This window comes from Cohnella sp. GCM10020058, assembly GCF_042683485.1.
Taxonomy (GTDB): Bacteria; Bacillota; Bacilli; order Paenibacillales; family Paenibacillaceae; genus Cohnella.
Genome location: NZ_JBHUJV010000023.1, coordinates 25,140 through 49,610, shown reverse-complemented (window position 1 = coordinate 49,610; position 24,471 = coordinate 25,140). Strand labels below are relative to the sequence as shown.

Genomic DNA, 24,471 nt, shown 5'->3' with positions numbered 1-24,471 from the left:
CGGGGCTTGCGATGGTTCCGTTTTGCCGCTTGTTCCGATAACTGCTCGCTTGCTTACTTCACGGCCGCCTTCGCGCGCTCGTCCGCTTTTTTGTAAATCTCCAAAATCTCTTCGTAGCCGAGCTTCTTCTGCTCTTCGACGAACTTGTCCCACGTATCGAAGCTGCGCGTGCCCATGATGAACTTCGCGAAGTTCTCGTCGCGGTGGCTGTTGAGCGAATCGCCCTTCGTGCTCAGCACCTGCTGCTCCTCCGGCGTGAACGGCGGCGTCGACGTCTTGGCGTTGTCGTATTGCGGCGCCTGCTCGTAGGCGGACTTCAGCTCCGGCGAGGAGACCGAGATGTGGGCGTTGAAGTCGAACCAGGTATAAGTGCCGTCGGTCGACAGACCCGTCTTCTTGCGCAGGTCCGAGATGTCCGTATACTTCTCGATGAAGCTGTCGCCGCTGACGGTATCGCCTTCCTTGCCCCAGCTCACCAGCTTGTGCCCTTCCTCGGAGTAGAAGAAGTCGATGAACTTGACGATGTCCTTGATCTTCTTGGATTTGGAGGAGATCATGAAGCCTTCCTCCGTGACGGCCGTGAACGCGTTCTTCTGCAGGCCCGTCGGACCCGCCGGCGGCGCCATAAAGTTCATAGAGAAGTCCGGATTGTCCTTGCGCAGCGCGCTGTTGTAGAAGTCGATCCGCCCGATGTAGTCAAGCGTGACGAACGCGCGGTTCGTGGACACGATGTCCTGCCACATTTTCGTATCGATCGTCAGGAAGTCCTTCGGAATAAGTCCGTCTTTATAAAACTTGTTGAAATAAACGAGCATGTCCTTGTAGGCCGGCTGCACCGGCGCATACTTCCATTCGCCGCTCGTCCCGTCCAGATAAGCGCTTGCCCGCTGCGCGTCGACCGGCGCAGACACGCCGAAGCCCGCCGCGAAATCCTCGAAGTAGCGCAGTCCGTTGCGCACCGTAAGCGGGTAGCTGTCCGGATATTCCGCCTTGAGCTTTTTGAGCGTCTCGTACAGCTCGTCCCACGTCTTCGGCGTCGACAGATTCAGCTTCTTGAAGATGTCCTCGCGGTACATCCACGTGCGGCGATTCGACTCCCCGAGCCCCTGGTTCGGGAATTCATACATCTTGCCGTCGGAGGACAGCATGTTCTGCGTCTCGGCCGGATACTTCTCCATCCAGGCCTTGAAGTTCGGCATGTCGTCGACGTAGTCGAGGATGTTGACGAGCGCGCCCTGCTGGCCGAACTTGTCGGCGAGGCGCTTCTCCTGCGTCCACATGATGTCGGGCATGTCGCCGCCGGCGATGGCCAGGCTGATCGCGTCCTCGAGCAGATTGCCCGCGGGCAGCTGGATGTCCAGCGTGACGCCCGTCTTCTCCTTAATATAAGACCAGATCTTCCAGTTCGCGTCGTACGGCCAGCTTGGATTGCTGTAGTCCAGGAACGTGAACGTTTGCGGCGCGAGCGTCGTCGGCGCGGCGGACGCGCCGGCCCCTGCGCTTGCGGAAGTCGTGGCCGAGGCGGACGGCGACGGACTCGCACCTTCGTTGTTGTTTTTCGAGCACGCGCCGAGCACGACGCTCGCGCCCATGACCGCGGACAATACGACTGCTGTCTTTTTGTTCATTGTTGCCCCTCGCTTTCTGTTTTCCGAACGAATTTTTCCCATGTCTGTATGTTAACCTTTGACCGACCCGATGAGCGCCCCCTTGGCGAAATACTTCTGGAGGAACGGGTAGATCAAGAGGATGGGAACCGTGGTCACGATAATGGTCGCGTACTTGAGCGCTTCGTCGACGATCATGCTGTCGCCGCCGATGTTGCCCGCGCCGCCCGCGCCTCCCGAGCCTTGAAGCACCATATTGCGGACGATGACCTGAAGCGGGAACAGGTCGGCATCCCGCAGATAGAGCAGCGCGGAGAAAAAGTTGTTCCAGATGGCGACGCCGTAGAACAGGCCGATCGTCGCGAGTATCGCTTTGGACAGCGGAAGCACGAGCCGGAAAAAGATGCCGATGTCGGTCAAGCCGTCGATCTTGCCGGACTCCTCCACCTCCTGGGGCATGCCGGAGAAAAACGTGCGCATGACGATCAGGTTCCACGTACTGACGGCGCCGGGCAGCACCATCGCCCAGATGGTGTCGATCAGATGATAACTTTTGACGACGAGAAAGGTCGGGATCATGCCGCCGCTGAAAAAGAGCGTAATGACGACCATGACCATAAAACCGTTGCGGAACAGCATATCACGCTTGGAGAGCGAGTAAGCCCCCGCCGCGCTGACGATCAGCGAGATGGCCGTGCCGATCGCCGTATAGATGATCGTATTGACGTAGGCGCGTCCAATCTCCGGATTGTCGAAGACGGCCGTGTACGTGTTCAGGTTGAATTCCTTTGGCCAGAAGAACACTTCGCCCTTCAGCACGGGCACGGTGCCGCTGAGCGAGACCGCGATCATATAGATGAACGGATACAGCGCAGACGCGGCGACGGCGAACAGCACGACATACAAAATGACATCGAACAGACCGAATTTAGGCTTCATGACGCGTTCGCTCCTTTCCTCACCATAGGCTCGTCTCGCTCGTCTTGCGGCTGATCCAGTTCGCCGTGAGGATGAAGAGCAGGTTAACGACGCTCGTGAACAGGTCGATCGCGGTGCCGTAGCTGTAGTTCATCGCCTGGATGCCCGTCCGGAACACGTACGTGCTCAGCACGTCCGCAGTCGAATAGATCGACGGATTGAGCATGAGCAGCACCTTTTCGAAGCCGATGTCGAGGACGTGACCGATGTTCAGGATAAACAGGATGACGATCGCGGGCATGATGCCGGGTACTGTGATGTGGCGCAGCTGGTGCCAGCGGCTGGCGCCGTCCACGGTCGCCGCTTCGTACAGCTGCGGATCGATGGCGCTGAGCGCGGCCAGATAGATGATCGTTTCCCAGCCGATATGCTGCCAGATCTCCGACAAGATGTAGAGCGTGCGGAAATAGTTCTCGTTTTGCATGAAGTTGACGGAGCTGTAGCCCATCCATTCGATCACGTGGTTGACGAGGCCGCTGGTCGGAGACAGAAAGAGGAACATCATGCTCACGACGACGACGTTCGAGATAAAGTGAGGCAGGTAGCTGATCGACTGCACGAGCCGCTTGACGATGCCCTTCCTCACTTCGTTAAGCAGCAGCGCCAGAATGATCGGAGCCGGGAAGCCGAAAACGACCTTGTAAAGCCCGAGCAGCACGGTGTTCCTCAGCAGCTTGGGGAAGTCCGGACTGTGAAAAAACATCGAATAATATTTGAGCCCCACCCAGTCGCTCGCCCAGATCCCCTTGAACGGGTTGTAATCCTTGAACGAGATGAGGATGCCGAACATCGGCACGTACTTGAAAAGAATGTAATACACGAGCGCCGGCAAAAAGAGCAGCAGCAGATACTTGCTTCTATTGAATTTCAATCGGAATAACGCCACTTGCGACCCTCCAGTCTAAAGCGATGTGTCTATGCCGCCTAGCTTAATGAATGTTCCGGCAGCGGCGCAATGATGCGATATGCGGAAACCTCGCATTTCTTCGGTTTTTGAAATGCCTGCGAAGCTTCTTAACGTTCGACGGCCGTTTCCGCCTGCCGTTCGTGGGAGCGGTACAGACTCTCCACGACTGCCACGACGCTGCGGGAGTAAGCCATTGAGCATTCGGGCTCGCGGTTGTCGCAAATCGCGCCGATCAGGTCCTCGAACTGGCGGACGAACGGATCCGGCTGCGGCGGCACGTTCACTTGCTCATAATCGCCTCCGTCGCTTACCCAAAGCCCTCTGCCCGTCAGCAGCTTCATGCTGCCGCCCGTGAACCGGAATTCCGTCTCGTCGACGACGGCGCCCGGGTAGCCCGACTGCGATAGCGTCGCGGGGATGCCCGATTCGGTCACGAGCAAGGCCGAGCCGCCCCCTTCGATATCCCCTCTCATATCCGCATAGCGGATGCTTGCCGTCACTCTCGCGATTGTCTCGCCGGTCATCCATAAGATCTTGTCGATCGAATGCGAACCCAGATTCGTCAGGATGCCTCCGCCGGCCTTGTCTTTCTCGAAAAACCACGCCGGCCTGGTTGGCATGTCGTACCGTTGGTGGCGCCTGTCGTTAATCATCGTCAATCGTCCGAGCCGGCCGCCGTCGATCCAGGCTTTGGCCGCGAGATTGGCCGCGTCGTAATGCTGTGTATGACCGACCATCAGCTTGACCCCGCCGGCGTACACGGCTTCGATGATCTCGTCGCATTCGCTCACGCTCATCGCCATCGGCTTCTCGAGCATGATATGGCAGCCTCGGGCGGCGGCGAAGCACGCGGCTTCCCTGTGCAAATAATGAGGCAGGGTGACGACCGCGATATCCGGCCGTTCTTTTTCGATCATTTCTTTGTAGTCCGCGTAGGACGGGATGCCGTGCTCCGCCGCCAGCTCGCCCGCCCGATCCCGGCGAATGTCGGCGATCGCGCAGGGCGCGAGGTCATCTCTGCCCAGCATCGCCTTCAGATGCGAGCCTGCGATGATGCCGGCCCCGATCACGGCCACGCGATATCCCATTTGTAAGACCGCCTCCTCCGTTCGAATGCGGTCATCATAGCAAGGGCGGCGAGGGGCTCGCCATCAGGGAATCTTACGGTTCTTGTCGAATCTTAAAAAGGAAGGCGTATTTGAGGGCGATCGTAAAAAAGGATAAGTTTCCGAAGCGATGAGTATTGAGCGTAAAGCTGACACGGGGCTATACTCTGATTTATGTAAAGCTTGATCGACGAATTTGTAAAAAAGGAGTAATCGGATGAAATGGACGGCGCGATTCCGGGGGACGGCCAAAAACCAAATGTCTCTTTTCTACACCTTGTTCGGCAGCTTCATCGCGATCATTCTCCTTCTGGTCTCCATCAATTGGGTCGCCTTCACGTTTTTCAGGCAAAGCATCCGGGACGAGATCATCCTGAACAGCAGCCTCAACCTGAACGCGACCGCCGCCAATTACGAGAAGCATATCAAGCTCGTGCGCAGCTTCATGCTCGGCTATTTGTTCGACAACGACACGGAAATATTGAAGCGCGGCGATCCGATGCGGCGTTACGACGTCGTCGTCGACGTGCAGAAGTCGCTGGCGCACAATTTGAACAACACCTCCCTTTATTTGGACAATATCGTCTATTACTTCCGCGGCGACGACTTCATCATCGACCGCGACGGCACGCGCGACGCGAATACGATGTTTTCGAAATTTTATTATGAACCGGCGTACACGGCGGACTTTTGGCGGCATGAGATGGACCGCGAGGTTAGCTTTAAAGTGTATCCCGCCGCTTCGTTCGCCTCCGTCACGCCCTTCGAGCGCAAGCCGCTCGGAACGCTGCTGCCGATTCTGGTCAAAAACGGCTACGATCACGATTTCGCCTTTATCGCTTTTCTGAACGGCGACCGGATCTATACGGCTTTCCATCAGGCCAAGCCGAGCAGCACGTTTTTTATCGTCGACGGCGGCGGTCAGGTGCTCTTTTCTTCGGATGACGGCCCCGCCCTCCCGCCGAAGATCGCCGGGAAAACGGGCAAAGGCTACGTCAAGGTCGACAACCGCTACTATTTCTACCGGACCGGCGGGGAGACCGGCTTCACCTATGTCGAGATGGTGCCGGACAAAGGGCTGGCGGCGCAGCTGCGCCGCCTGAACCTGATTATGCTGGCGCTGCTCGCGCTGTCGGTGCTGATCGGCCTCGCGGTATCGTACTGGTTCTCCAAGCGGTTCCACAATCCGCTTGCGAACATGATCCGCTCCGTGCAGTCCCTGCGCGCGGTCGGCGTCCCCGCAGGCGAGGGGAGCCGGATCAAGGAATTCAACCTGCTGCACGACACGTTAAGCGACCTGTCGCGCTCCAACCGAGAATATCATGAAGACCTGCTCGCCAAAAACAGCCTGCTGCAGCAGTTCGCTTATATGAAGAAACTGAAGAAGATTCACGGAGGCGGCGATCAGCTGCCGGTGACCGTCGACTCGGACGCGCATTACCGGCTCGTGCTGTCGCAGATCGAATTCAAGGAGCGCTTCACCAAGGAGATCGCGAACGCGCCCCTACGCGCCTTCAACATGTACAAAGAGCTGATCGACGCGCATTTTACCAGCCTATACGACGATTCCCTGACCTTCCAGCTGGAGAAGGATCAGGTGCTGACGATCCTGTTCGTCAAAAGCGATCGCGGCGCGAGCCAGCGAGGCGAAAATATGGACGAGCTGGTCCGCATGCTGGGTACGGACATCCCGTACTGCAACTTCACGATCGCGATCAGCCCGGTCCGCAGCCACTCCGCCGACTTCGCGGAGACGTACCAGGACGTCCTCGACCTGATCAAGCAGCGCAGGCTCGGCGAGGACGTACAGGTCATCGGCGAATGGATCCCGCAGCCTTCGCTTATGATACCGGCGCCTTCGGAGGAGCAGGAGCTTACGGCCAACCTGCAGGCCGGCTGCGACGAGGTGACGGTGCCGCTCGTGAACCAGCTGCTCGACCAGCTGGCGCGGGCGGGCGCGCTCGCCCATCAATTTCAGGACTTCGCCAAGGACGTGGTCAATCGGACGATCAAAATTTTGTACGCGCAAAATATCTCGTTCACGACCTTCGCCGAAGGCGGATCGCCTTACGATCAATTGAAAAGCTGCTACACGCTGGAGCAATACAAGGCGTTCTGCGGGAAATTCCTGTCGCGGTCAGCCGAAGCCGTGCGCGCGAAGAAATCCGAGACCGATATCATCACGAAGTTCGTCATGGAATACGTCGAGGAGCATTTCGGCGACGATCTCTCGCTCGACGCGATCGCGGGCAAGCTGGGCATCACGGGACCTTATTTGTCCACGTACTTTAAGGAAAAGACGGGCACGAATCTCAGCGATTACATCCTGACCGTGCGCATCAACAAAGCCAGCCAGATGCTGCGGGATACCGATCTGCTCATCCAGGAGATCGCTTCGCTCGTCGGCTACTATACCGTCGCCTCGTTCAACCGCGTGTTCAAGCGGTACACGGGGCTTACGCCGAGCGAGTTCAGGAGAAGTCATAATCAGTAAAAGACAGAGGCGGCTACGAGACGGCCGCCGACCGGCAGCTGGCATTAAGTCTTACGAGCAGTTTAACGCAACAAATTCAAATTCATTAACGTCAAATGATTGGAAGACGATGCTCATATTTCGAGGAGAGATATTTACGAAGTATAGAAAAATATTCGTAATGGCGGTTCTACTGCTCTCTTATCTCTTGGCGTGTTGGCTTGTCGATGTTATCGCCAGTAAAATCGTGATGGATGCTTCAGGACGTTCTTTTACGCTCGAAAATCATTTCTTTTACAATGAATATATTTTCAGGGGAAGTAATACCGAGCTTAATTTCAAACTTGATCGAATTCTCTTGCTCTGTACAAGTGTTGCTTACTTGGTTTTTAACCTGATGAAAAAATACAGGGGTACGCGCCGTTGACAAACCTATTTAAGAAACCATTCGAAAATGATGCCTAACGAGGATCGATGGTTCAGCTACGCAGCCTGCCGGCAGGATCCGGCAGGCTGTTCAGCTAAAGAGCAGGATAGTTGAAGACCTAACCTAAAGGGAGTGTGGAAAAGGTAGCTGCTTTGATGTCGTTAAACACAAGTACGACAGTGAAACCGCCAATTGTCAGTTCAAGGTCTTACCAGTGGATTACGGAGGTGAATAATAATGGACAGCCCATCAGTTGATCCCTACGAGTTACAGTTACGCAAAGCGCTTAACAAAGTACTACCGGATGCCTATGAAAGTCTAAAAACCCTCGACCAAATGCCAAGTGAAATTGGAATGAACTTGCTGGGAGTTCTTGTTAATTATGCTTGCGAGAGTCAGAACATAACTGTAATTACTTTAGCAAGAGATAGTATGAAGAAAATACCACCCAAGTGGTTGACACAATACTATTCTGAAGTTGTTAATAGATGTATTGATTGGGCGGACGAATGGCAATACATTAGATTACTAGAAGTGACACGAGAGGTAGCCCCAGAATTATTAAAAGTATTTATTGATCGAGGATTATTCTCAGAAAATGATGAAATTCATGAAACAGCAGAGCATTTTAGGAGCAAGCAGAACTGAAGCTGAATACATAAAACATTTGAACTGGCTAACACCTGCATCTAGATCACTTAGATAAGGTTTCAGTTGACGGCAGACGGTAGCACAAGCATACACAGCGGCAGCAAATCTAAAGATCAGCTTAAGGGAAAGTATGGAGATTAAATTTCTAGCTTACGTTCACTGATCCATTTTACCATCGCAGGGTCACGATGCGAGAAGAAAAGGCTTTCTTTTGTATCCAGCTTAGCAATCGACTCCATGTCCTGCTCGGTTAATTCAAAATCAAAGATGTTGAAGTTCTCAATAATTCGTTCCTTACGAACAGATTTTGGTATTACAACAACTTCTCGTTGCGTCATCCAACGCAAAACCACTTGAGCAACGGATTTATTATACTTCTGAGCTATGGACACCAATACCTCATTATGGAAAAGATCGTTTTTCCCTTCAGCGAATGGTGCCCAGGACTCGATCTGAACATTGTTTTCCTTCATGAATTTTGCATTGTCGATTTGTTGGTTAAACGGGTGCGTTTCAACCTGGTTTACGGCCGGCGTAACTTCATTTTGAATAATCATATCGATCAAACGATCCTCATGAAAGTTACTTACACCAATCGCACGGACTTTTCCCTCGTGATACAACTCCTCCATCGCTCGCCAAGAACCATGTACATCACCAAAAGGCTGATGAATTAAATATAGATCGAGGTAGTCAAGCTGCAACCGTGCCAGCGATCGCTCGAATGCCTTCTTAGTTTTCTCGTAGCCAGTATCCTGCACCCAAAGCTTTGTCGTAATAAACAGTTCTTCTCGTGCCACGCCACTCCGCTTAATCGCTCTACCCACTGCTTCCTCATTCAGATAAGAAGCCGCAGTATCAATTAGCCGATAGCCTGCCGCGATGGCGTCGTAAACGCTTTGTTCACATTCATTTTGATCCGCTATCTGAAAAACACCAAAACCGAGTACAGGCATCTCTACACCATTGTTCAAAACAACTTTTTGCATATGAAATCCTCCGTTAATTTTATGAACTTTATTCCACACTACTGAAGAAAGCCTACGCTCAGCATCCTTGAATATCTTCCCTTCCCGCATACTTATTATGCACTGAATCGAAAGGCGACCGTTATCCCGATCATGTCAAATGTTTGCCTAATCGTCCCATGACACTTATAAACGCTCCTGAAGTCGACTATAATTCAACTACAATAAAGGCAGAAGGGAATTGTTCCAATGTCTGAAGTCCTTGCAAAACAGCAACAAGAATTGGCCGGCATTATTACTCGATATTCGGAAAAGGACGGCGTTTATCAAACCGATATCCCATCCTTACGTTTTGTTCGCGATTCCAATGCGCTTGTACCTAACCATGGAATGTATACCCCTTCTTTTTGTATTGTCGTTCAGGGAGAGAAAGAGGTTTTACTCGGAGAGGAACGATTTCGATACTGCCCATCTGATTATCTTATTTCTTCTGTTCATCTACCCGTTATCGCCAAAATCACTAAAGCCACAACCGATGAACCGTATTTAGGCTATATTCTCAAATTTACTGCAGATCAAATTTTAGAGGTTATACGCGACTCAAATATCGAGGAAGGTTCAAAGGAAAATGCTAAGCGTGGTATGTATGTGAGCCAAATAGATCTACCTTTACTCGATCCAGCCCTTAGGCTAGCGCGTTTAATGGATCATCCAAATGATATACCGCTGCTCGCGCCACTCTATACAAAGGAAATTCTATATCGAGTTCTGCAAGGTAAGCATGGAAGGGCGCTCCAGCAAATAGCGATTATGGGTAGTTCCGCTCATCAAATCAACGATGTAATTTTATACCTGACAAACAACTTTTCACGATCACAACGAATTGAAGAACTTGCCGACATTGCTAATATGAGTGTTTCTACGCTACATCGACACTTTAAAGAAGTTACTGCGATGAGCCCCATACAATTTCAAAAGCAACTAAGACTTCAGGAGGCACGGCGTTTACTATTAACCGAAGGGGCAGATGCCACAGATGTAGCATTTCGGGTAGGTTATGAAAGTCCATCCCAATTTAGCCGCGAGTATTCCCGAATGTATGGCTTACCGCCTAGACAGGATGTAAAACGCTTGAAAACTTGATTTAGAGGGAGTTAAACTCCTAACGGGAGACGTCAGTTCAATAAAACCGGCGGTGGTCCAGGACTTTATTTTTCAGGTTCTTGACCGTCGCTGGTTTAATATTTGGAGCAGTCTAAAAATTATTATTCCAAGTCTGACCATTTAGCGATTCAAAGTCAGCGTAGCACCATCCAATTCAGCGTAAATCGCGGGTTGACGGCCTCGAGGCGCGATGCACGTCAAACACCGTCAGGTTTATCGACCTGACGGTGTTTGACGCGCGTGCCGCTCGTATCCCCTATAGCAAACGAGTCTATCTGCTGCTCCTACGGTGCCGAAGCGAGTTGACGAGATCACTCGCGCAAGATACTCGGAGTAGTGCTGCAGAGGCTGTCCGCGGGTGGTGAGTTCGGGATATACGATTCGCTAATTTGCTATGCTAAATTGCCCATTTTTCCGTTTTCGCGGACCGGGGTCCCCTATCCGCCGGATCCCGCAGCGGTGTTACGGGAGCAATTTACGGACGATGGCGTTGGCGTTGCCGATCGCGCCCGCTTAAGCCTCGCCCAGCTCTTTATCGTACTTCGCGTACGTTTTCCAAACCTCATAGCCAAGCTTGCCGTAGAAGTCGACGAACGGCGTCGTGTCGATGACGATCCGCCGCACGCCGCGCGCCGTAAGGAAGTGGATGGCGGCCTGGACGATCGAGATGCCGTACCGATGTCCCCTGCACGCTTCGTCGATCCCGAGCGGGCCGATGCCGCCGAGCTCGTCACCGAACAGCGGCGCCCAGTACACATTTTGCGCCAGCAGCGGCGAAGCCGCGTCGTTCATCCGGCAGAAGCCGACGATTGCGCCATCCTTCTCAAGCACCACGTACTCGCGCCCCGTGCCGCCCTTCTCCCAATAGTCGCGGTGCTGCAGAACCCAGGTTCCCGGGAAGCACCGCGCCATAAATGCCGTCAACGCATTCCGGTCCGCCGGCTCTGCGACCCTCGCCTCCGCGCCGCCGCCGAATTCGGGCATGTCGATGCGCTCCCCCAGATCATACCTTTTGATCAAGTCATAGACGTCTTCCCGGTGAACATAGCCCCTGCGCTCGAACCATTGCCGCGCCGCGGCCAACTCGCCGGGTATGCCCGGGAACAGCCGGCGGTGCAGATCGTTGCCCAGCACGATGCGATCCGCGCCGGCGTCGCGCAAGGAGTCTTCGGCCAAGCGGAGCAGCTCGCTTCCCAAGCCTTGCCCTCGCTTCGCCGAATCGACCAGCAGCGCCTGGATCCATCCGGCGTCGCGCCGAAGGCCAAAGCGGCCGTCGTCCTTGCCCGACCTTTTCGAGATGGCCAAGCCGATAACCGCACCGTTCTTGGCATCGCGCACAACCCACGATCCCTTATGCAGCAGCCGGCTGTCCTCAAGCGTGTTCTGCGCCAGCAGCCTCGGCCGCATCGGGAACGCTGCGCCGAGCTCCTTGTTCCACAACGCCAACGCGCCCTCTGCGTGCTTCTCCTCGAACCTTTCGAATCTCATGACGTTCCATGCCTCCTGCATTCCTTGTTGAGCTTGCCTACTAGACACTGTAGCCGAAGCGGAGGACCGGACAAATAGGCAGATCTTACGATTGTTGTTATCTGATAAGATCTGCACGAAAAAAAGGAGGCGCACGACGATCGAGTCGCTACCTCCCCTTCCTGTAGTACATCGGCGCACGGCCCGTGACGAGCTTGAATACGCGTCCGAAATGCGCGACGGAGCTGAAGCCCGCCTTTCTCGCAATCTGGTTGACTTTAAGCGCGGTCTGCTCCAGCAGCTTCTTCGCTTCCTTGACCCGGACGCTGTTCATGTACTCCACGAAGGTAAAGCCCGTCGCTTCCTTGAAGGAACGGCTCAAATAATAGGGGCTTACGAAAAACCGCTCGGACAGCAGCCGCAAGGACAGCGGCTCCGCGTAATGCTCGTTGATATGCCGGACGACCTCCGAGATCCGCGCATGCATCGGACTCGGATCGTCGACGCGCGCCTCGTTCCACTGCCCCGCCAACCTGAAACACGTCACGAGCAGCTGCATCGCGAGTGTCTGTGCGTAGATCTCGAACCCGGGCTCGCGCCCCTGCACCTCCCGCACGATTCGCCGCGCGAGGACGTCGACTTCCTGCCGGTCGGACGACGAAGCCCCCGCGACAACCGCATACTCCCGGCCGGACAGCGCATTCAGCATACCCGCGCAGGCGCCGTTCACCGCGATCATGTCCTCGCCGCGCAGATTCACGACGAGCCGCTCGTGCTCGGGCATGTCCGTGTCGGTGGTCCGGTGCACGACGTTCGGCGCGATGACGACGATGTCGCCTTCGCCGATGACGATCGTCCGGTCCTGGATAAAAAAGCGCCGCCGGCCCGACATCAAATAAAAAATCTCGTAAGTGCCGTGAAAGTGCCGAACCGGCATATGATGCCGCGGCGCCTTCCGATGGGAAACCGTAAAGGTGCCTTCCGCATTGTCGTACCGGATCTCCTCCACTGCCGGCCTCCCTCCTCGCATGCCATTTTACCGCAAGATATAAGAAGAATTCCGCATAAATCGCAAAATATGAACTTTTATCGCTGCTACTATAGGTTTATAACACAAAGGAGGAATGCGCAACATGGAACAGCCGCAAACGGCAACCTCAGAACGGGGCCGGACCCGGGATACCTACTCCCCGATTCGCTGGGCCGAACTGGCCTGCGAGGCGCTGATGACCAAGTTTGAGCCCGAGCAGCTGCCTCCGGACCGGTTCCACTACCATCAGGGCGTCTTCCTGTCCGGGATGGAAAAGTGCTGGCGGGAAACCGGGAACCCCGAATACTTGTCCTATATCAAGCGTTGGGTGGACAGCCAAGTACGCGAGGACGGCAGCATCCGGAAGATCAACCTGGAGGAGCTCGACGACATTCAGCCCGGCGTGCTCTTGTTCAACCTTTACGAGCAAACGGGAGACGAGCGCTACAACAAGGCGCTGCACGCGCTTGTGCCGCTCATTAAAACGTGGAAAACGAATCCTTCGGGCGGCTTGTGGCACAAGGACTACTGCCCGAATCAAATGTGGCTCGACAGCTTGTACATGAGCGGCCCGATCGCCGTACAATACGGCCGGACGTTCGGCGACGATACGTACTTCGGCCTGATGACGCATCAGGCGCTGCTCATGGCCGAGCATACGACGGATCCCGTCACCGGCTTGATGCACCACGGCTGGGACGAGACTCGGACCGCCGAGTGGGCGGACCCAAAGACGGGTCTCGCATCGGAGTTCTGGGGACGCGCCATCGGCTGGTACCCTGTCGCTCTGCTGGAGATGTTCGAGCACTTGCCCGAGGACCACCGGGACATCCCGAAGCTGACAGCCATTTTGAACAACCTGCTCGTCGCGCTGACGAACTACCAGGATCCCGCAACCGGCCGCTGGTACCAGGTCGTGGATAAGACGGACCGGCCCGACAACTGGCTGGAAAATTCCTGCACCTCTCTGTACGTGCATGCGATCGCCAAAGCCGTGCGTATGGGCTATCTGGATGCGAAGTATATGGGCAACGCCTGGAAAGGCTATCAAGGCGTCATCGATACGCTGACGTTCGACGAGCGAGGCCACGTCGTCATCGGCGGCATCTGCATCGGCACGGGCATCGGCGACTATGCCCACTATATCGCGCGTCCGACAAGCGAGAACGACCTGCACGGCGCCGGCGCCTTTATTCTGATGTGCACGGAGATGAGTCTGCATCCCCTGGCCGTTTGACCTTCCGAAAAAAACAAACCGCCCGGACCGCAGGCATCTCAGCCCGGCGGAGGGCGGTTTTTCGGATGACGATCTGTCTGACGCTGTGTTCGCTGGAAACGAATCAGGGACAGGCGAAACAGACGATTCGCTTATTGTTGAATGACGAGGACGTCCTGCGGCTGGATACCCGTGCTTTGGATCCGCAAGATCTCCGCGTTTGTCAATATGCGCCCGACCAGAATGAACGAAGACGTTACGTCGTTGAAATTGAACCGCCCCAGATTCGCTATGCTCTGGCTGCCGCGGAACACGCGGAACGACCCTCGAAAGTTCGCATTGGAAAACAGCACGAGCGTGACTAGGGTTGGTTGCACGACATTATTAAGCCTGAAGCTCGACAGCATGTCGTTAAACCGGAATGCGCCAAGATCCCGGACCGCCACGCCTCCGCGTCTCAACAGAATGCGACGGCCCGTGAAATTGATCCCGGACCAAAGCGCTAGGCTGACGTTTCGATTGGCCAATTCAATCACTTCCTTGTCTTGGAATACAACATCGTATTCCATCGACAAAAAACGGAATAAGACAAATCGAGCGGGGAAATAGCTTGTTTTAACTAACCTTTCGCATCACGCGTCAGGACCCGCATGTCCGGCTGCCAGTCTCCGCGCGCGATATTCCGACGCAGGTACACCCTCCAGCTCGCGGAAGACGCGGTTGAATTGCTTCGCGTTCTCGAAGCCGACGCGCTGGCCGATATCGTAAATTTTATCGTCCGTCCGCGCAAGCAGCGCCTTCGCCTTCTCGATCCGCACGGCCTTGACGTACGATACGAAGCTCTGGCCCGTGAATTCCTTGAACAGCTCGCTAAAGTACGAGTAATTAAGGGACACGTGATTGGACACCGTCGCCATGTTCAGATCCTCCGCATAATGATCCTCGATATACGCAACGGCCTTCCGCATCTCCCGATGGTCCCCGAGTGCCGAGCGAACCGTCCGGACGTAGTCGTCGAGCCGGAACAACAGGTTTTCAGCCTCGTGAAAGTATTCGTGTATGTCCGAGAAGTGATAGATGCTGCCGACCCGCTTATACAGACGCAATATTTCCAGGGATTCCTCGCCGTACGTGCGGAACACGTCGTCGAATACTATTTCGTTCATTCGCTTGCTGAGACGCTCGAGGTAATCCAGCGATACCTCCGTCGTCTTCTTTAAGTCGAAAAGGCGGACGAGGATCGCCTTCATCTCCTGCTCGCGGTCCGTTCCCAGCATATTGGAGAGCCTGCGGATGTCGTCGACCGGCACCTCAAGCGCGTCCTCCCTGTCCATCACGCTCTCGTAGCGGATGATCGAGGAGCTGCAGCGCGGCATAAGCAGGCTATAACCCGCGGCGCGCCGGGCTTCCGCGTAGCCCGCACGGATGTCCTTAAGCGCCTTCTTTTGGCGGCTGAGTCCGATATGATAGGCGGAGGAAACGCTCTTATCCTTTAAGTACAGCATCAGCCGGTCGAACAGCGCCGCCTCGTCCGTCAATACGATCAAATACCCGTCCTGATCCTCCAGATGAAACGATGCGCGCCCTTCGGGACTCCGCGCGAGAAACTCCTGCGCAAGCACGTTCTGCCGGCGGTCGCCGGCGAACTTGAGCGCGCCGACCCGGTAGGCCGGCTCGAGACGCTGCAGCCCCGCGGACCGGCAGCGCTCCGCCGCTTCGTCCGGATCGACGGCAGGGTGCACGAATATATAATTCAGCTGGGCCGCCCGCAGTTCTTCCCTTACCCGACCGGCTTCGTCAAGCCGGCTCTCCGCGTCCTCGGCGCGGCCGATCTCCTCCTCTACCCGGTCCAGAATGCCGTACATCTCCTCCCGGACGATCGGCTTCAGCAAATATTCCCGTACATGGAATTTGATCGCTTCCTTGGCGTAATTGAAGTCGTCATGGCCGCTCAAAATGATGACGGCGGTTTTCGGCGACAACTCCGCCGCAAGCCGGATGAGGGTCAAGCCGTCCATCTCGGGCATGCGAATGTCCGTGATCAGGATGTCGATCCGTCCGTTCCCGATGACGGCCAGCGCCTCCGCCCCGTCGGCGGCCAGCGACACGTCGTAGCGCTCTCCGTACTGGCGCTCGATCATCGCCTTCAAGCCTGCGCGTATGTTTTTCTCGTCGTCGACGATCAGCAGCGTTCGCATCAGCCGGCGCCTCCCGTCAATATAAAATAAGGAATCCGTATGATTACCCGCGTATAGACGCCTTCCTCGCTATCCACTGTCAATCCGTATTCCTTGCCGTAATAGAGCTGAATGCGCTGATGCACGTTGCGCAGCCCGATGCCTCCGCCTTCCTGCCCGGCATCCGGCCTCGACGCGGCCGCGTCGGGCACCGCCGTAGCGGCGGGCTCCGGCGCCTCGAGGGAGATCGACCGGTTGAGCTGCGCGACCCGGTCCGGCGGCATGCCGCAACCGTCGTCGCGGACGGCGAGCAGGAGCGTCCCCTCTCGCGCCTCCGCCTCAATGCGGATCGTCAGCTCCCGCATCGACGACGCGCGCAGACCGTGCTTGACCGCGTTCTCCACAATCGGCTGCAGCGACATCTTCAGCAGCTCCTGGTCCAGCAGCGAGGAAGGAATGTCCAGGACGAGGCGGATCTTGTTCTCGTACCGGATGTTCATGATGGCGATATAGTTGGTGATGTGCGCCGCCTCGTCGCGCAGCCTGACGTATTCGCTCGTCCACTTGAGATTGTAGCGCATCAGTCCGCCGAGCGAGGTGAGCGCGTCGGAGATCGGGTACTGTCCCTCCACCTCCGCCATCATCTTGATATTTTCCAGCGTATTGTAGAGAAAGTGGGCGTCGATCTGGTTTTTCAGCGACCGCAGCTCGGTCTCCTTGGACGCCGCTTTTTTGTTCACCGCGTCCGCGATGAGCTCGTTGATCTTGCGCAGCATCTTGCGGAAATGATGGGCCAGCTCGCCCACCTCGCCGCCGCCTCTGACCGTCAGATCGAATCCGAAATCGCCCTGGCGAACGCGCTTCATCGAATCGGTCAACGTATGCAGCTTCTTCAAAATAAACGAATTGAGCGCGTACGTCGCGACGCTAAGAATGGCGATCAGGATGACGTTGACCGCGATGATGCGGTCGCGCATCTGCCTGGCGCTGTCGAGCACATGTTGAAGCGATACGATGTTCACCATCCGGGCGCCCAGCGGCTCGATCTCGCGGGATACTGCCAGAAACGGCTTGCCGCCAAATGTCAGGCGGAAGCTCGCGGACGGCTCCCGGCCCGCCGGAACCAGGGCTTCAGCTAACGCTTCCGGCGTTATGCCCGTCGATGCCAGCAGCTTCTGCTGACGATTGTAGTACAGATTGCCCCGGGCATCGGAGATGACAAGCTGGGACACGTCATCCTCGCTGCTGCCGAACGTCTTGGGAAAAAAGCTCGCCATCGACATGTCGACCTCGAGAATGCCCGCATGAACGCTCTGCGGGTACATGATCTCTTTCAGAAAGGCGACCTTCGGCAGTCCCGCATTCGACTCGTTATCGAATATCAGCTTGAACGGATCCGGGTCGCTTGGCGCAAGGCTCCACTCGGTCCGATCCTTTGAAGCGGTCAGACGGCCGAACCAGGGCTCCGACGCCATCCGCTCCTCGTCCGCGAACGCCGGATAGATCTCGTTGATCCGCTTGTTGTCGAAGTAAATGCGAATATGCGTAATATTCGGGTTGTTGTATTGAAGCCGGCCGATCGCAGGAACGACGGTCGTGCTGAACTCGATCAGCTCGGCGGTGTCCGGGTCCGTCGTCCGGGAAATGTAATCGAGCACTTCCTGGTCCGCCAAGCTGAGGTCGGCAGCGCGCCTGATCGTCTCGATGTTGTTGTCGATGTTCAGCCGTTCGATCTCGAGCGTATTTTCGTTTTTCCGCTCCATGTCCTTCACCGCGTTTCCTGCGAACTGCCGGAACAGCAGCAGCGAGATCAGGACGCTCGGAATGAGCAGGATGAGCACGTACGAGAGAATAAGCCGCTTTTGCAGCGACCACTGCTCCTGACGTTCGATCAGCTTTCGCATCTTTTTTTTCCACCATGTCCGCATCCGCATGCCTTCACTTCCGTTTGCCGTCGTATTCGTTGCGTTGCCCGAAAACTCCAAAAGGACATGCCGTCCCGGAAGGGACGACAGTCCTTGGTCAGAGCCTTACTTCATGAAATCCGCCAGCTTCTTGACGTTCTCCTCGAACTTCTTCTGGCGGAACGCCTGCATGGCGTCGTAGCCGGCCTTGGCGCGGTCGGACTTGAATTGCTGCAGCGTCTTGTCAAAATCCGCGTCGGACTTGGACAGCAGCAGCTTCGGCAGCGCCTTGCTCCAGAGCGTGTCGATCTTCGTCTTGGCGATGCCTTCGGGAGACGTGGCCGGCGGATCGATCAGATCGTACTGCGAATAGCTGACCGTCTTGCCGCGGGTCCAGTCCTCCATCTGCTTGGTCGGTTCGACGCTCGGCGGCGCCCATTGCAGGTTCATGTTCGTATCCATCAGCATCCAGAAGGTGTACGACGAGCCATACTTTTTGTCGAAAGAAGTGCGGTCGGACTGCATCAGCTGCAGCGCTTCCGGCTTGAATTGATCCTTGCCGTCGATCGTATCATACGAGAAGCCCTTTTCGCCAAGGTACAGATCCTTCTGCCCTTCCTCGCTGATCAGGTAGCTGAGGAATTTGATGGCCCGCGCTTTGTCCTTGACTTCCTTGGAAATGAGCGTGACCGTCCATCCCGAGATCGAAGGTCCGGCAAGCTTGGGCGGATCCTGGGTCGCGTTGGCCGGACCGTCGACGGCGATGTAGACCGAGTTCGGGTCCTTGGCGTACAGCACGTTCTCCTGGGCGGCCAGGTCGGAGCGCTGGTAGATCATCGCAAAGTAGCGGCCCTGCGCGATCTTCTCCTCCATCTGCGTGCGCTTGTCGATGAAAATATCCTTCGCAAGCAGGCCGTCCTGGTTCGCCTGGCGGAATACCTTGAGCCAGCTCACGTATTCCTCGTTGTCGACGAGCGAATATTTGTCGTTCAAATTGCCGTCCACATCGCGCGGAATCGCCAGGAAGTCGGCCAAATAATCCTCGAGCGAATAGTTGCCCGTCGGCGTGAACTCGTGCAGCCCGAGGGGAATGAGCGGCTGGCCGTTCACGTCCTTGTACTTTTCCTTCGCGGCCTTGAGGGCGGCGAGGAAGCCTTCCGGCGTCCGCATGTCCGGCCTGCCCAGCGCCTCGTACATGTCCTTGCGGACGAGGAACGTCTGGTTGGACGTAAAATTCGTCCCGTACGTCTCGTAGTCCTTGGGCGAGGACGACGCATTCGGGTAACCGTAGACGTTGCCGTCCGGCTGGGTATACCAACTCAGCTTCGCGGGATCGGCGACCTTGAAGAAGTACGGGTCGTATTCCTTGGCCAGCTCGTTGAGCGGCAGCACGAGCCCGCCCTCCTGCATTTTCTTGACGGCGTCCTCGTACCAGCCGAGCGTGATGAAGTCCGGCAGCTTGCCTGAAGCGATCATCGTGTTCATCTTCTCGTTCTCGTTGCCGGCCGGGACGATGAAGTTGATGTTGACGCCCGTCTTCTTCGTGACGTACTGGGAGGTCGGATCGACGCCCCATTTGTTCGGGAACCAGGAGAAGTTCAGATACCAGTCGAACGTAATCGGCTTGGCGGCGTCCGCCTGCCAGCCCGGCGCGTCGGATGACGCTTCGCCTTCGCTCTCCGCGCTAGCGGAGGCTGTCCCCGAAGCCGAAGGCGAACTGGCGGACGGGCTGGCGCTGCTTGAAGCCGGAGCGCTCGAGCTTGACTGGCTCTCGTTGCTGCCGCCGGCGCAGGCCGACAGCGAGAACGTCAGCGCGAGCAGCAGCGTGGAAGCGATCGTTTTGTTGGATACGCGTTTGTTCATGTTTGTTCCCCTTTGCATCGTATTGGCAGACTTCTATGTGGGAATTCGTGGTTGCCCGTATGGTATGGAGAGGAAGCAGCGGATCCGCGTCAGCCCTTGATCGATCCGATCATGAGCCCCTTTACGAAGTAACGCTGCAGAAACGGATAGGCGAGTACGATCGGCAGCGTCGTGACGACCATCGTCGCCATTTTCACCGAGTTGGACGTGACGGACTTCGTGATGCCGCCGGCCGCCGCCGTGACCATCTGGCTCGTATCGTTCTGCGCGACGACGCGATAGAGGAACGTCTGGATCGGCTGCAGCTCTGTATTCTGCGTGATGTAGATGACGCCGGCGAAATAGTCGTTCCATTGCCATACGCCGTGGAAGAGAGCGATCGTCGCGACGACCGGGAGCGAGACCGGGATGACGACCCGGAGGAACAGCACCAGGTCGTTGGCGCCGTCGATCTTGGCAGCTTCCTCGAGTCCCTGCGGCAGCTCGCGGAAAAACGAGACAAAGATAATCAGGTCGAAAAAGCTGAACATGGCCGGAATGATATAGACAAAGAAATTGTCCAGCAGCTGCAAATCGCGGATGAGCAGGAAGGTCGGGATGAGCCCGCCGTTGAAGATCATCGTAACCGTGCCGAGGACCATATAAAGATTGCGGCCGATCAGCTCCCGGCGGGAGAACGCGTAAGCGACCATCGCCGTGAAAAACACGTGCAGGACGGTGCCGACGAGCGTCTTGGCAATCGTAATCCCCATCGCCGTTACGATGCCGGGATTGTCGACGACCGCCGCGTAGTTGTCCAGGGTGAACACCCGGGGCAGCCAGTAGATGCCGCCGCGCATAGCGTCCTGCCCGCTGTTCAGCGAGTTGACGAGCACGTACCAGACGGGGTAGAGCGTCAAAAAGCAGATGACGAGCATCAACAGGACGTTAACGCCGTCGAAGACGGCCTCGCCTCTCGTTTTTCGTTTTAATGCGAACATCGGATGCCCTCCCTTCTCTCGAGCTCGGTCAGAACAACGTGGATTGATTCATGCGCTTCAGGATGCCGTTCGCGCCGAGCAGCAGTCCGAGCGTGATGACGGATTTGATCAAGCCGACGGCGGTCGCGTACGAATAGCGGGATTGAGAAATGCCTGTCTGGTATACGAAGATGTCGATGACGTTGCTCGTACTGTCGTTCAGCGCATTGCGCATGACGAAGATCTGATCGAAGTTGGAGGTCAACAGGCCGCTGACCGCCAGGATGAACAGGATCGAGATCGTGCCGGCGATGCCCGGCAGCGTCACGTACCGCATTTTCTGGAAGCGTCCGGCGCCGTCGATCGTCGCCGCTTCGTACATTTCCGGGGATACGCTCGCCATGGCCGCCAGATAGATGATCGCCGACCAGCCCAGCTCCTTCCAGATGTCCGAGGAGACGACGATCGTCCAGAAGTAGCCCGGGCTGGCCAGATAATCGACCGGATTGCGGATGAGGCCCAGCGCCTGCAGAAACTTGTTGATGACGCCGACGTCCGACAGCCAGGTCGTCAGGATGCCGCCCAGGATGACCCATGACAGGAAGTGCGGCAGGTATGAGATCGTCTGCACGGCCTTCTTGAACCGGATCGACCTGAGCTCGTTCAAGAAAAGGGCAAACAGAATCGGCAGCGGGAAGCCGACGATCAGCTTGAGCAGGCTGATGCCGATCGTATTGCGGATGACGCCCGCCAGCTGGTCGTCCGAGAAAAATTCCCGGAAATGCGTAAGGCCCACCCACGGCGCTTCGCCGACCGACTTGATGATGTTGTACTCCTTGAACGCGATGATAAGGCCGTACATCGGGATGTAGTTGAACACGAGCATCCAGGCTACGCCCAGCAAGGCCATCGCTTGGAGGTAGCGCTGGGCGAGCAGCTTCCTGGCCCATCCGGCCGCTCCGCCCCTGCGCGCGCGCGCCTGCGTTCGCTGCGCTTCCAGCGCCTCCGCCCGGGCATCCATACGATCGACCTCCTGACTTTTTACATGTAAGTGTTTTCATCTGTTTGTATTGTACGATCCCTCCTGTAACATGGGTAGGCTCGATATTTCGTTTCGCGTCCCCGTTTTTCGGAAGTTGGGGCGGGAAAGAGAATAAATCGAAAAGAGCCGTCCCCCGTCGTCGCGATGACGGGGGACGGCTCTTGTTTCGCTGCCGATCGGTTCGTTTTAATAGGCGACGGTCGGATTCCAGTACGTCGAATCGCTGGCGTTGTCGCCGTTTTTGTCCACGACGAAGTAGATCACGTCGTTTGCGGCGACGGTCACGTTCACGTTCGGGTTGTATCCCGTGCCGTCGTTGAAGGCGATCGCTTGCCAGCCGCTGGCCGGCCAGACCTGCGTGCCGTTTTTCATGATCTTGACGTTGACGCCGTCTCCGCCGCCCATGTCCTGCTTCCTCACGTTGCCGCTGACGTTAACGGTGCCAGCCTGCGGCGCACGCCAGGCCAGCGCGGCCGCGTTCGTATCCGGATGCAGCACGGTCGGGGAGATCTGGCACCAGGTCTGCGCACCCTTCCATGCGCTGCCGTTCCAGGTCATGTCCGAGTAAGCCGAGCCGTTCCACTGCTTGTAAGACCATTGATTGGCCCCTTGCGTGGACGAAAATCCGTTCGCTAAGGTGTAGGATGACGGGTAAGCGATCGTCGGATTCCAGTACGTCGAGTCGCTGGCGTTATCGCCCTTTTTGTCCACGACGAAATAGATCATATCGTTTTGCGCGACGGTCACGTTCAAGTTGGGGCTCACGCCCGTGCCGTCGTTAAAGGCGATCGCCTGCCAGCCGCTGGCCGGCCAGACCTGCGTGCCGTTTTTCATGATCTTGACGTTGACGCCGTCTCCGCCGCCCATGTCCTGCTTCCTGACGTTGCCGCTGACATTCACGGTGCCTGCCTTCGGCGCCTTCCAGGCGAGCGCGGCGGCATTCGTATCCGGGTGCAGCACGTTCTGTCCGATCTGGCTCCACGCCTGCGCGCCCTTCCACCTGCTGCCGTTCCAGGTCATATCCGAGTAGGCCGAGCCGTTCCACTGCTTGTAAAACCATTGATTGCCGCCCTGCGTCGACGAGTAACCGGTGTCAAAGGCGTACGTGCCCGAGCCCGTTGCCGCCGACGCGGCCGGAATCTCGATCACGATCGGATGATCGGTCATCGCCAGGCTGATGGCGCTTGCGTTAATATACGTAGCGGTCGGCGTCGTCCCGACCGTCGGATCGTACGTTCTCGCGATCGCCGCCGGGGCATCCAGATTGACCGTAATATTGTTCGTGCCGCTGTAACGATCGTTCCAGACGACAAGCTCGAACGTGCCGTCATGCTTCTGCAGCAGCAGATCGTGCACGGTCGCCGTCGCGCCCGCGATGGAATAACCGAGCTGGCCGGGCGTCTTGGAGCCGTAGTCGCTCAGGATCGTCGTGAGATTGTGGAGATAATCGGCCGCAGGCTTGTAATTGTTGTTCACGTCGATGAAGCCGAAGTTCGCTTCGCTGTCGTCCTTGATCTGATAAATAAAAGTATTCTTGATGCCGCGCTTGAACTGGCTGAGATACAGGTTCATGAACACCTTGCCCTGCTGCTGAGGCGTAATGACATTGCCCGGGCCGCCGGTCGAAGGCCAGCCGGTCTCGGTCGTCACTCTTGGTAGCGCTTGCAATTGTGCGTTCGTATAACCGTTGAATTTTTTGTTCCAGGTCACGCCGAAATCCTGATGCAGCGAATTGTAAATTTCGAGCGTCGGGTCGGCAGCGTTCCAGGTCACGTTGTCGCCGAGCGATTGGCCGAACAGCTGGCCGTTACTGCCCGACACGTAATTATGGGAGTTCGCATAGTCCGCATAGGTCGTGCCGTCCGGCATCAGCGTCCCCGCTCCGCTCGGAATTTTAATATACTGCAAGCCGACATTGTCCGGCTCGGCGCCGAGGTTGGACGCGCTGTATACGGGATAGTTCAGCAGCACCGAGTCCGCCTTGACCTGGCTGTACAGGGACTGCTGGTACTTGGCGACAGGCATGAAGGTGCCGGTAAGGGAGGAAGTCTGACCCAGGAACGTTACGGGAAAGTTGCCGGGCTCGTTCGGCCCTTCGACCGCCATGAGCGCGCCGGCATTCGCCAGCGTACGGGCTTTGTTCAGCTGATCCGTCAGCTTGGCGTCGTTCGGGCCGTTCACGCCTGCGTCTGTCCGGATGCCGTAGGTGTTATACAGGTACAGCAAGCCGTTAACGTCGCTGAGCTCGTTCATCATATCCCGGGCGTTGCGAAGACCCGCATAGGACATGGCAGCGCCGACGGTAGCGGCGCTCTGCCCCTGGCCCAGATGGATCGCGACTCCGAGCGAATCGAGGAAGTCCGTTGCCCTGACGGCGGTGACGCTGGCCGCATGCGCGGATTTGAGCGGCTCGCCCAGCGGAACGCCCAGCGATACTGCTACAATAGCGGTTACCGTCAGCGATGCTTGAATTCTGAAGCCGATCGTTTTTTTCATCGGGATACCTCCGTCAATGAAATAAAATCGAAATGC

18 protein-coding genes are annotated in these 24,471 nt (G+C 56.5%); 4 read left to right on the top strand and 14 right to left on the bottom strand.

The annotated features are described in order from the left end of the window. Positions 1-53 precede the first annotated feature (53 nt). The 4 genes from ACFSR7_RS33390 to ACFSR7_RS33375 form a co-directional block, all read right to left on the bottom strand. Positions 54-1,628 (bottom strand): extracellular solute-binding protein, encoded by a 1,575-nt coding sequence (locus tag ACFSR7_RS33390; protein ID WP_378168975.1) that lies wholly within the window; start codon positions 1,626-1,628, stop codon positions 54-56. A 51-nt stretch (positions 1,629-1,679) separates the two neighbouring features. After that, complete coding sequence (locus ACFSR7_RS33385) at positions 1,680-2,546, bottom strand: carbohydrate ABC transporter permease (RefSeq protein WP_378168974.1); 867 nt, start codon at positions 2,544-2,546, stop codon at positions 1,680-1,682. Positions 2,547-2,565: 19 nt separating this feature from the next. After that, positions 2,566-3,471: an ABC transporter permease gene (locus ACFSR7_RS33380; protein ID WP_378168973.1), complete on the bottom strand. Its 906-nt coding sequence runs from the start codon at positions 3,469-3,471 to the stop codon at positions 2,566-2,568. A gap of 128 nt (positions 3,472-3,599) precedes the next feature. Continuing rightward, entirely contained in the window at positions 3,600-4,580 is a 981-nt protein-coding gene (locus ACFSR7_RS33375; RefSeq protein ID WP_378168972.1) for a Gfo/Idh/MocA family protein, read from the bottom strand. 235 nt (positions 4,581-4,815) lie between these two features. Between ACFSR7_RS33375 and ACFSR7_RS33370 the strand changes: the two genes are divergently transcribed. Beyond that, positions 4,816-7,092, top strand: a complete 2,277-nt coding sequence (locus ACFSR7_RS33370) for a helix-turn-helix domain-containing protein (RefSeq protein ID WP_378168971.1) — start codon at positions 4,816-4,818, stop codon at positions 7,090-7,092. A gap of 643 nt (positions 7,093-7,735) precedes the next feature. Next, on the top strand, positions 7,736-8,146 hold the full coding sequence (locus tag ACFSR7_RS33365; RefSeq protein WP_378168970.1) for a hypothetical protein: 411 nt from the start codon (positions 7,736-7,738) through the stop codon (positions 8,144-8,146). A gap of 140 nt (positions 8,147-8,286) precedes the next feature. Here ACFSR7_RS33365 and ACFSR7_RS33360 read toward each other — a convergent pair whose 3' ends face one another. After that, positions 8,287-9,138, bottom strand: a complete 852-nt coding sequence (locus tag ACFSR7_RS33360) for an aldo/keto reductase (RefSeq protein WP_378168969.1) — start codon at positions 9,136-9,138, stop codon at positions 8,287-8,289. Between the two features lie 228 nt (positions 9,139-9,366). Here ACFSR7_RS33360 and ACFSR7_RS33355 point away from each other — a divergent pair, with 228 nt between their 5' ends. Next, positions 9,367-10,260, top strand: a complete 894-nt coding sequence (locus ACFSR7_RS33355; protein WP_378168968.1) for an AraC family transcriptional regulator — start codon at positions 9,367-9,369, stop codon at positions 10,258-10,260. A 534-nt stretch (positions 10,261-10,794) separates the two neighbouring features. Here ACFSR7_RS33355 and ACFSR7_RS33350 read toward each other — a convergent pair. Further along, entirely contained in the window at positions 10,795-11,769 is a 975-nt protein-coding gene (locus tag ACFSR7_RS33350; protein ID WP_378168967.1) for a GNAT family N-acetyltransferase, read from the bottom strand. Positions 11,770-11,917: 148 nt separating this feature from the next. After that, positions 11,918-12,757, bottom strand: coding sequence for an AraC family transcriptional regulator (locus tag ACFSR7_RS33345; RefSeq protein ID WP_378168966.1), 840 nt, complete (start codon positions 12,755-12,757; stop codon positions 11,918-11,920). A 124-nt stretch (positions 12,758-12,881) separates the two neighbouring features. On the opposite strand from ACFSR7_RS33345, the gene ACFSR7_RS33340 reads away from it, so the two are divergent. Beyond that, positions 12,882-14,015, top strand: coding sequence for a glycoside hydrolase family 88/105 protein (locus ACFSR7_RS33340; protein WP_378168965.1), 1,134 nt, complete (start codon positions 12,882-12,884; stop codon positions 14,013-14,015). Between the two features lie 131 nt (positions 14,016-14,146). Here ACFSR7_RS33340 and ACFSR7_RS33335 read toward each other — a convergent pair whose 3' ends face one another. From ACFSR7_RS33335 to ACFSR7_RS33305, 7 genes are all read right to left on the bottom strand, one after another. Beyond that, entirely contained in the window at positions 14,147-14,521 is a 375-nt protein-coding gene (locus ACFSR7_RS33335) for a hypothetical protein (protein WP_378168964.1), read from the bottom strand. 105 nt (positions 14,522-14,626) lie between these two features. Then, the gene (locus ACFSR7_RS33330) at positions 14,627-16,192 is read right to left on the bottom strand and encodes a response regulator (protein WP_378168963.1); all 1,566 of its coding nucleotides are present in this window, start codon (positions 16,190-16,192) and stop codon (positions 14,627-14,629) included. Beyond that, positions 16,192-18,075, bottom strand: coding sequence for a sensor histidine kinase (locus tag ACFSR7_RS33325; RefSeq protein ID WP_378168962.1), 1,884 nt, complete (start codon positions 18,073-18,075; stop codon positions 16,192-16,194). Before ACFSR7_RS33325 ends, ACFSR7_RS33330 begins: the two co-directional genes overlap by 1 nt. 126 nt (positions 18,076-18,201) lie before the next feature. Further along, positions 18,202-19,938: a type 2 periplasmic-binding domain-containing protein gene (locus tag ACFSR7_RS33320; protein ID WP_378168961.1), complete on the bottom strand. Its 1,737-nt coding sequence runs from the start codon at positions 19,936-19,938 to the stop codon at positions 18,202-18,204. Between the two features lie 89 nt (positions 19,939-20,027). Further along, complete coding sequence (locus ACFSR7_RS33315) at positions 20,028-20,918, bottom strand: carbohydrate ABC transporter permease (protein ID WP_378168960.1); 891 nt, start codon at positions 20,916-20,918, stop codon at positions 20,028-20,030. A gap of 28 nt (positions 20,919-20,946) precedes the next feature. Further along, positions 20,947-21,918, bottom strand: coding sequence for an ABC transporter permease (locus tag ACFSR7_RS33310; protein WP_378168959.1), 972 nt, complete (start codon positions 21,916-21,918; stop codon positions 20,947-20,949). Positions 21,919-22,125: 207 nt separating this feature from the next. Then, on the bottom strand, positions 22,126-24,435 hold the full coding sequence (locus ACFSR7_RS33305) for a hypothetical protein (RefSeq protein ID WP_378168958.1): 2,310 nt from the start codon (positions 24,433-24,435) through the stop codon (positions 22,126-22,128). Positions 24,436-24,471 lie beyond the last annotated feature (36 nt).

Excerpts from the sequence above, each read along its gene's own strand:
- ACFSR7_RS33390 (WP_378168975.1), bottom strand. The coding sequence starts at position 1,628 with ATGAACAAAAAGACAGCAGTCGTATTGTCCGCGGTCATGGGCGCGAGC.
- ACFSR7_RS33385 (WP_378168974.1), bottom strand. The coding sequence starts at position 2,546 with ATGAAGCCTAAATTCGGTCTGTTCGATGTCATTTTGTATGTCGTGCTG.
- ACFSR7_RS33375 (WP_378168972.1), bottom strand. The coding sequence starts at position 4,580 with ATGGGATATCGCGTGGCCGTGATCGGGGCCGGCATCATCGCAGGCTCG.
- ACFSR7_RS33370 (WP_378168971.1), top strand. The coding sequence starts at position 4,816 with ATGAAATGGACGGCGCGATTCCGGGGGACGGCCAAAAACCAAATGTCT.
- ACFSR7_RS33365 (WP_378168970.1), top strand. The coding sequence starts at position 7,736 with ATGGACAGCCCATCAGTTGATCCCTACGAGTTACAGTTACGCAAAGCG.
- ACFSR7_RS33360 (WP_378168969.1), bottom strand. The coding sequence starts at position 9,138 with ATGCAAAAAGTTGTTTTGAACAATGGTGTAGAGATGCCTGTACTCGGT.
- ACFSR7_RS33355 (WP_378168968.1), top strand. The coding sequence starts at position 9,367 with ATGTCTGAAGTCCTTGCAAAACAGCAACAAGAATTGGCCGGCATTATT.
- ACFSR7_RS33350 (WP_378168967.1), bottom strand. The coding sequence starts at position 11,769 with ATGAGATTCGAAAGGTTCGAGGAGAAGCACGCAGAGGGCGCGTTGGCG.
- ACFSR7_RS33340 (WP_378168965.1), top strand. The coding sequence starts at position 12,882 with ATGGAACAGCCGCAAACGGCAACCTCAGAACGGGGCCGGACCCGGGAT.
- ACFSR7_RS33330 (WP_378168963.1), bottom strand. The coding sequence starts at position 16,192 with ATGCGAACGCTGCTGATCGTCGACGACGAGAAAAACATACGCGCAGGC.
- ACFSR7_RS33325 (WP_378168962.1), bottom strand. The coding sequence starts at position 18,075 with ATGCGAAAGCTGATCGAACGTCAGGAGCAGTGGTCGCTGCAAAAGCGG.
- ACFSR7_RS33320 (WP_378168961.1), bottom strand. The coding sequence starts at position 19,938 with ATGAACAAACGCGTATCCAACAAAACGATCGCTTCCACGCTGCTGCTC.
- ACFSR7_RS33315 (WP_378168960.1), bottom strand. The coding sequence starts at position 20,918 with ATGTTCGCATTAAAACGAAAAACGAGAGGCGAGGCCGTCTTCGACGGC.
- ACFSR7_RS33310 (WP_378168959.1), bottom strand. The coding sequence starts at position 21,918 with ATGGATGCCCGGGCGGAGGCGCTGGAAGCGCAGCGAACGCAGGCGCGC.
- ACFSR7_RS33305 (WP_378168958.1), bottom strand. The coding sequence starts at position 24,435 with ATGAAAAAAACGATCGGCTTCAGAATTCAAGCATCGCTGACGGTAACC.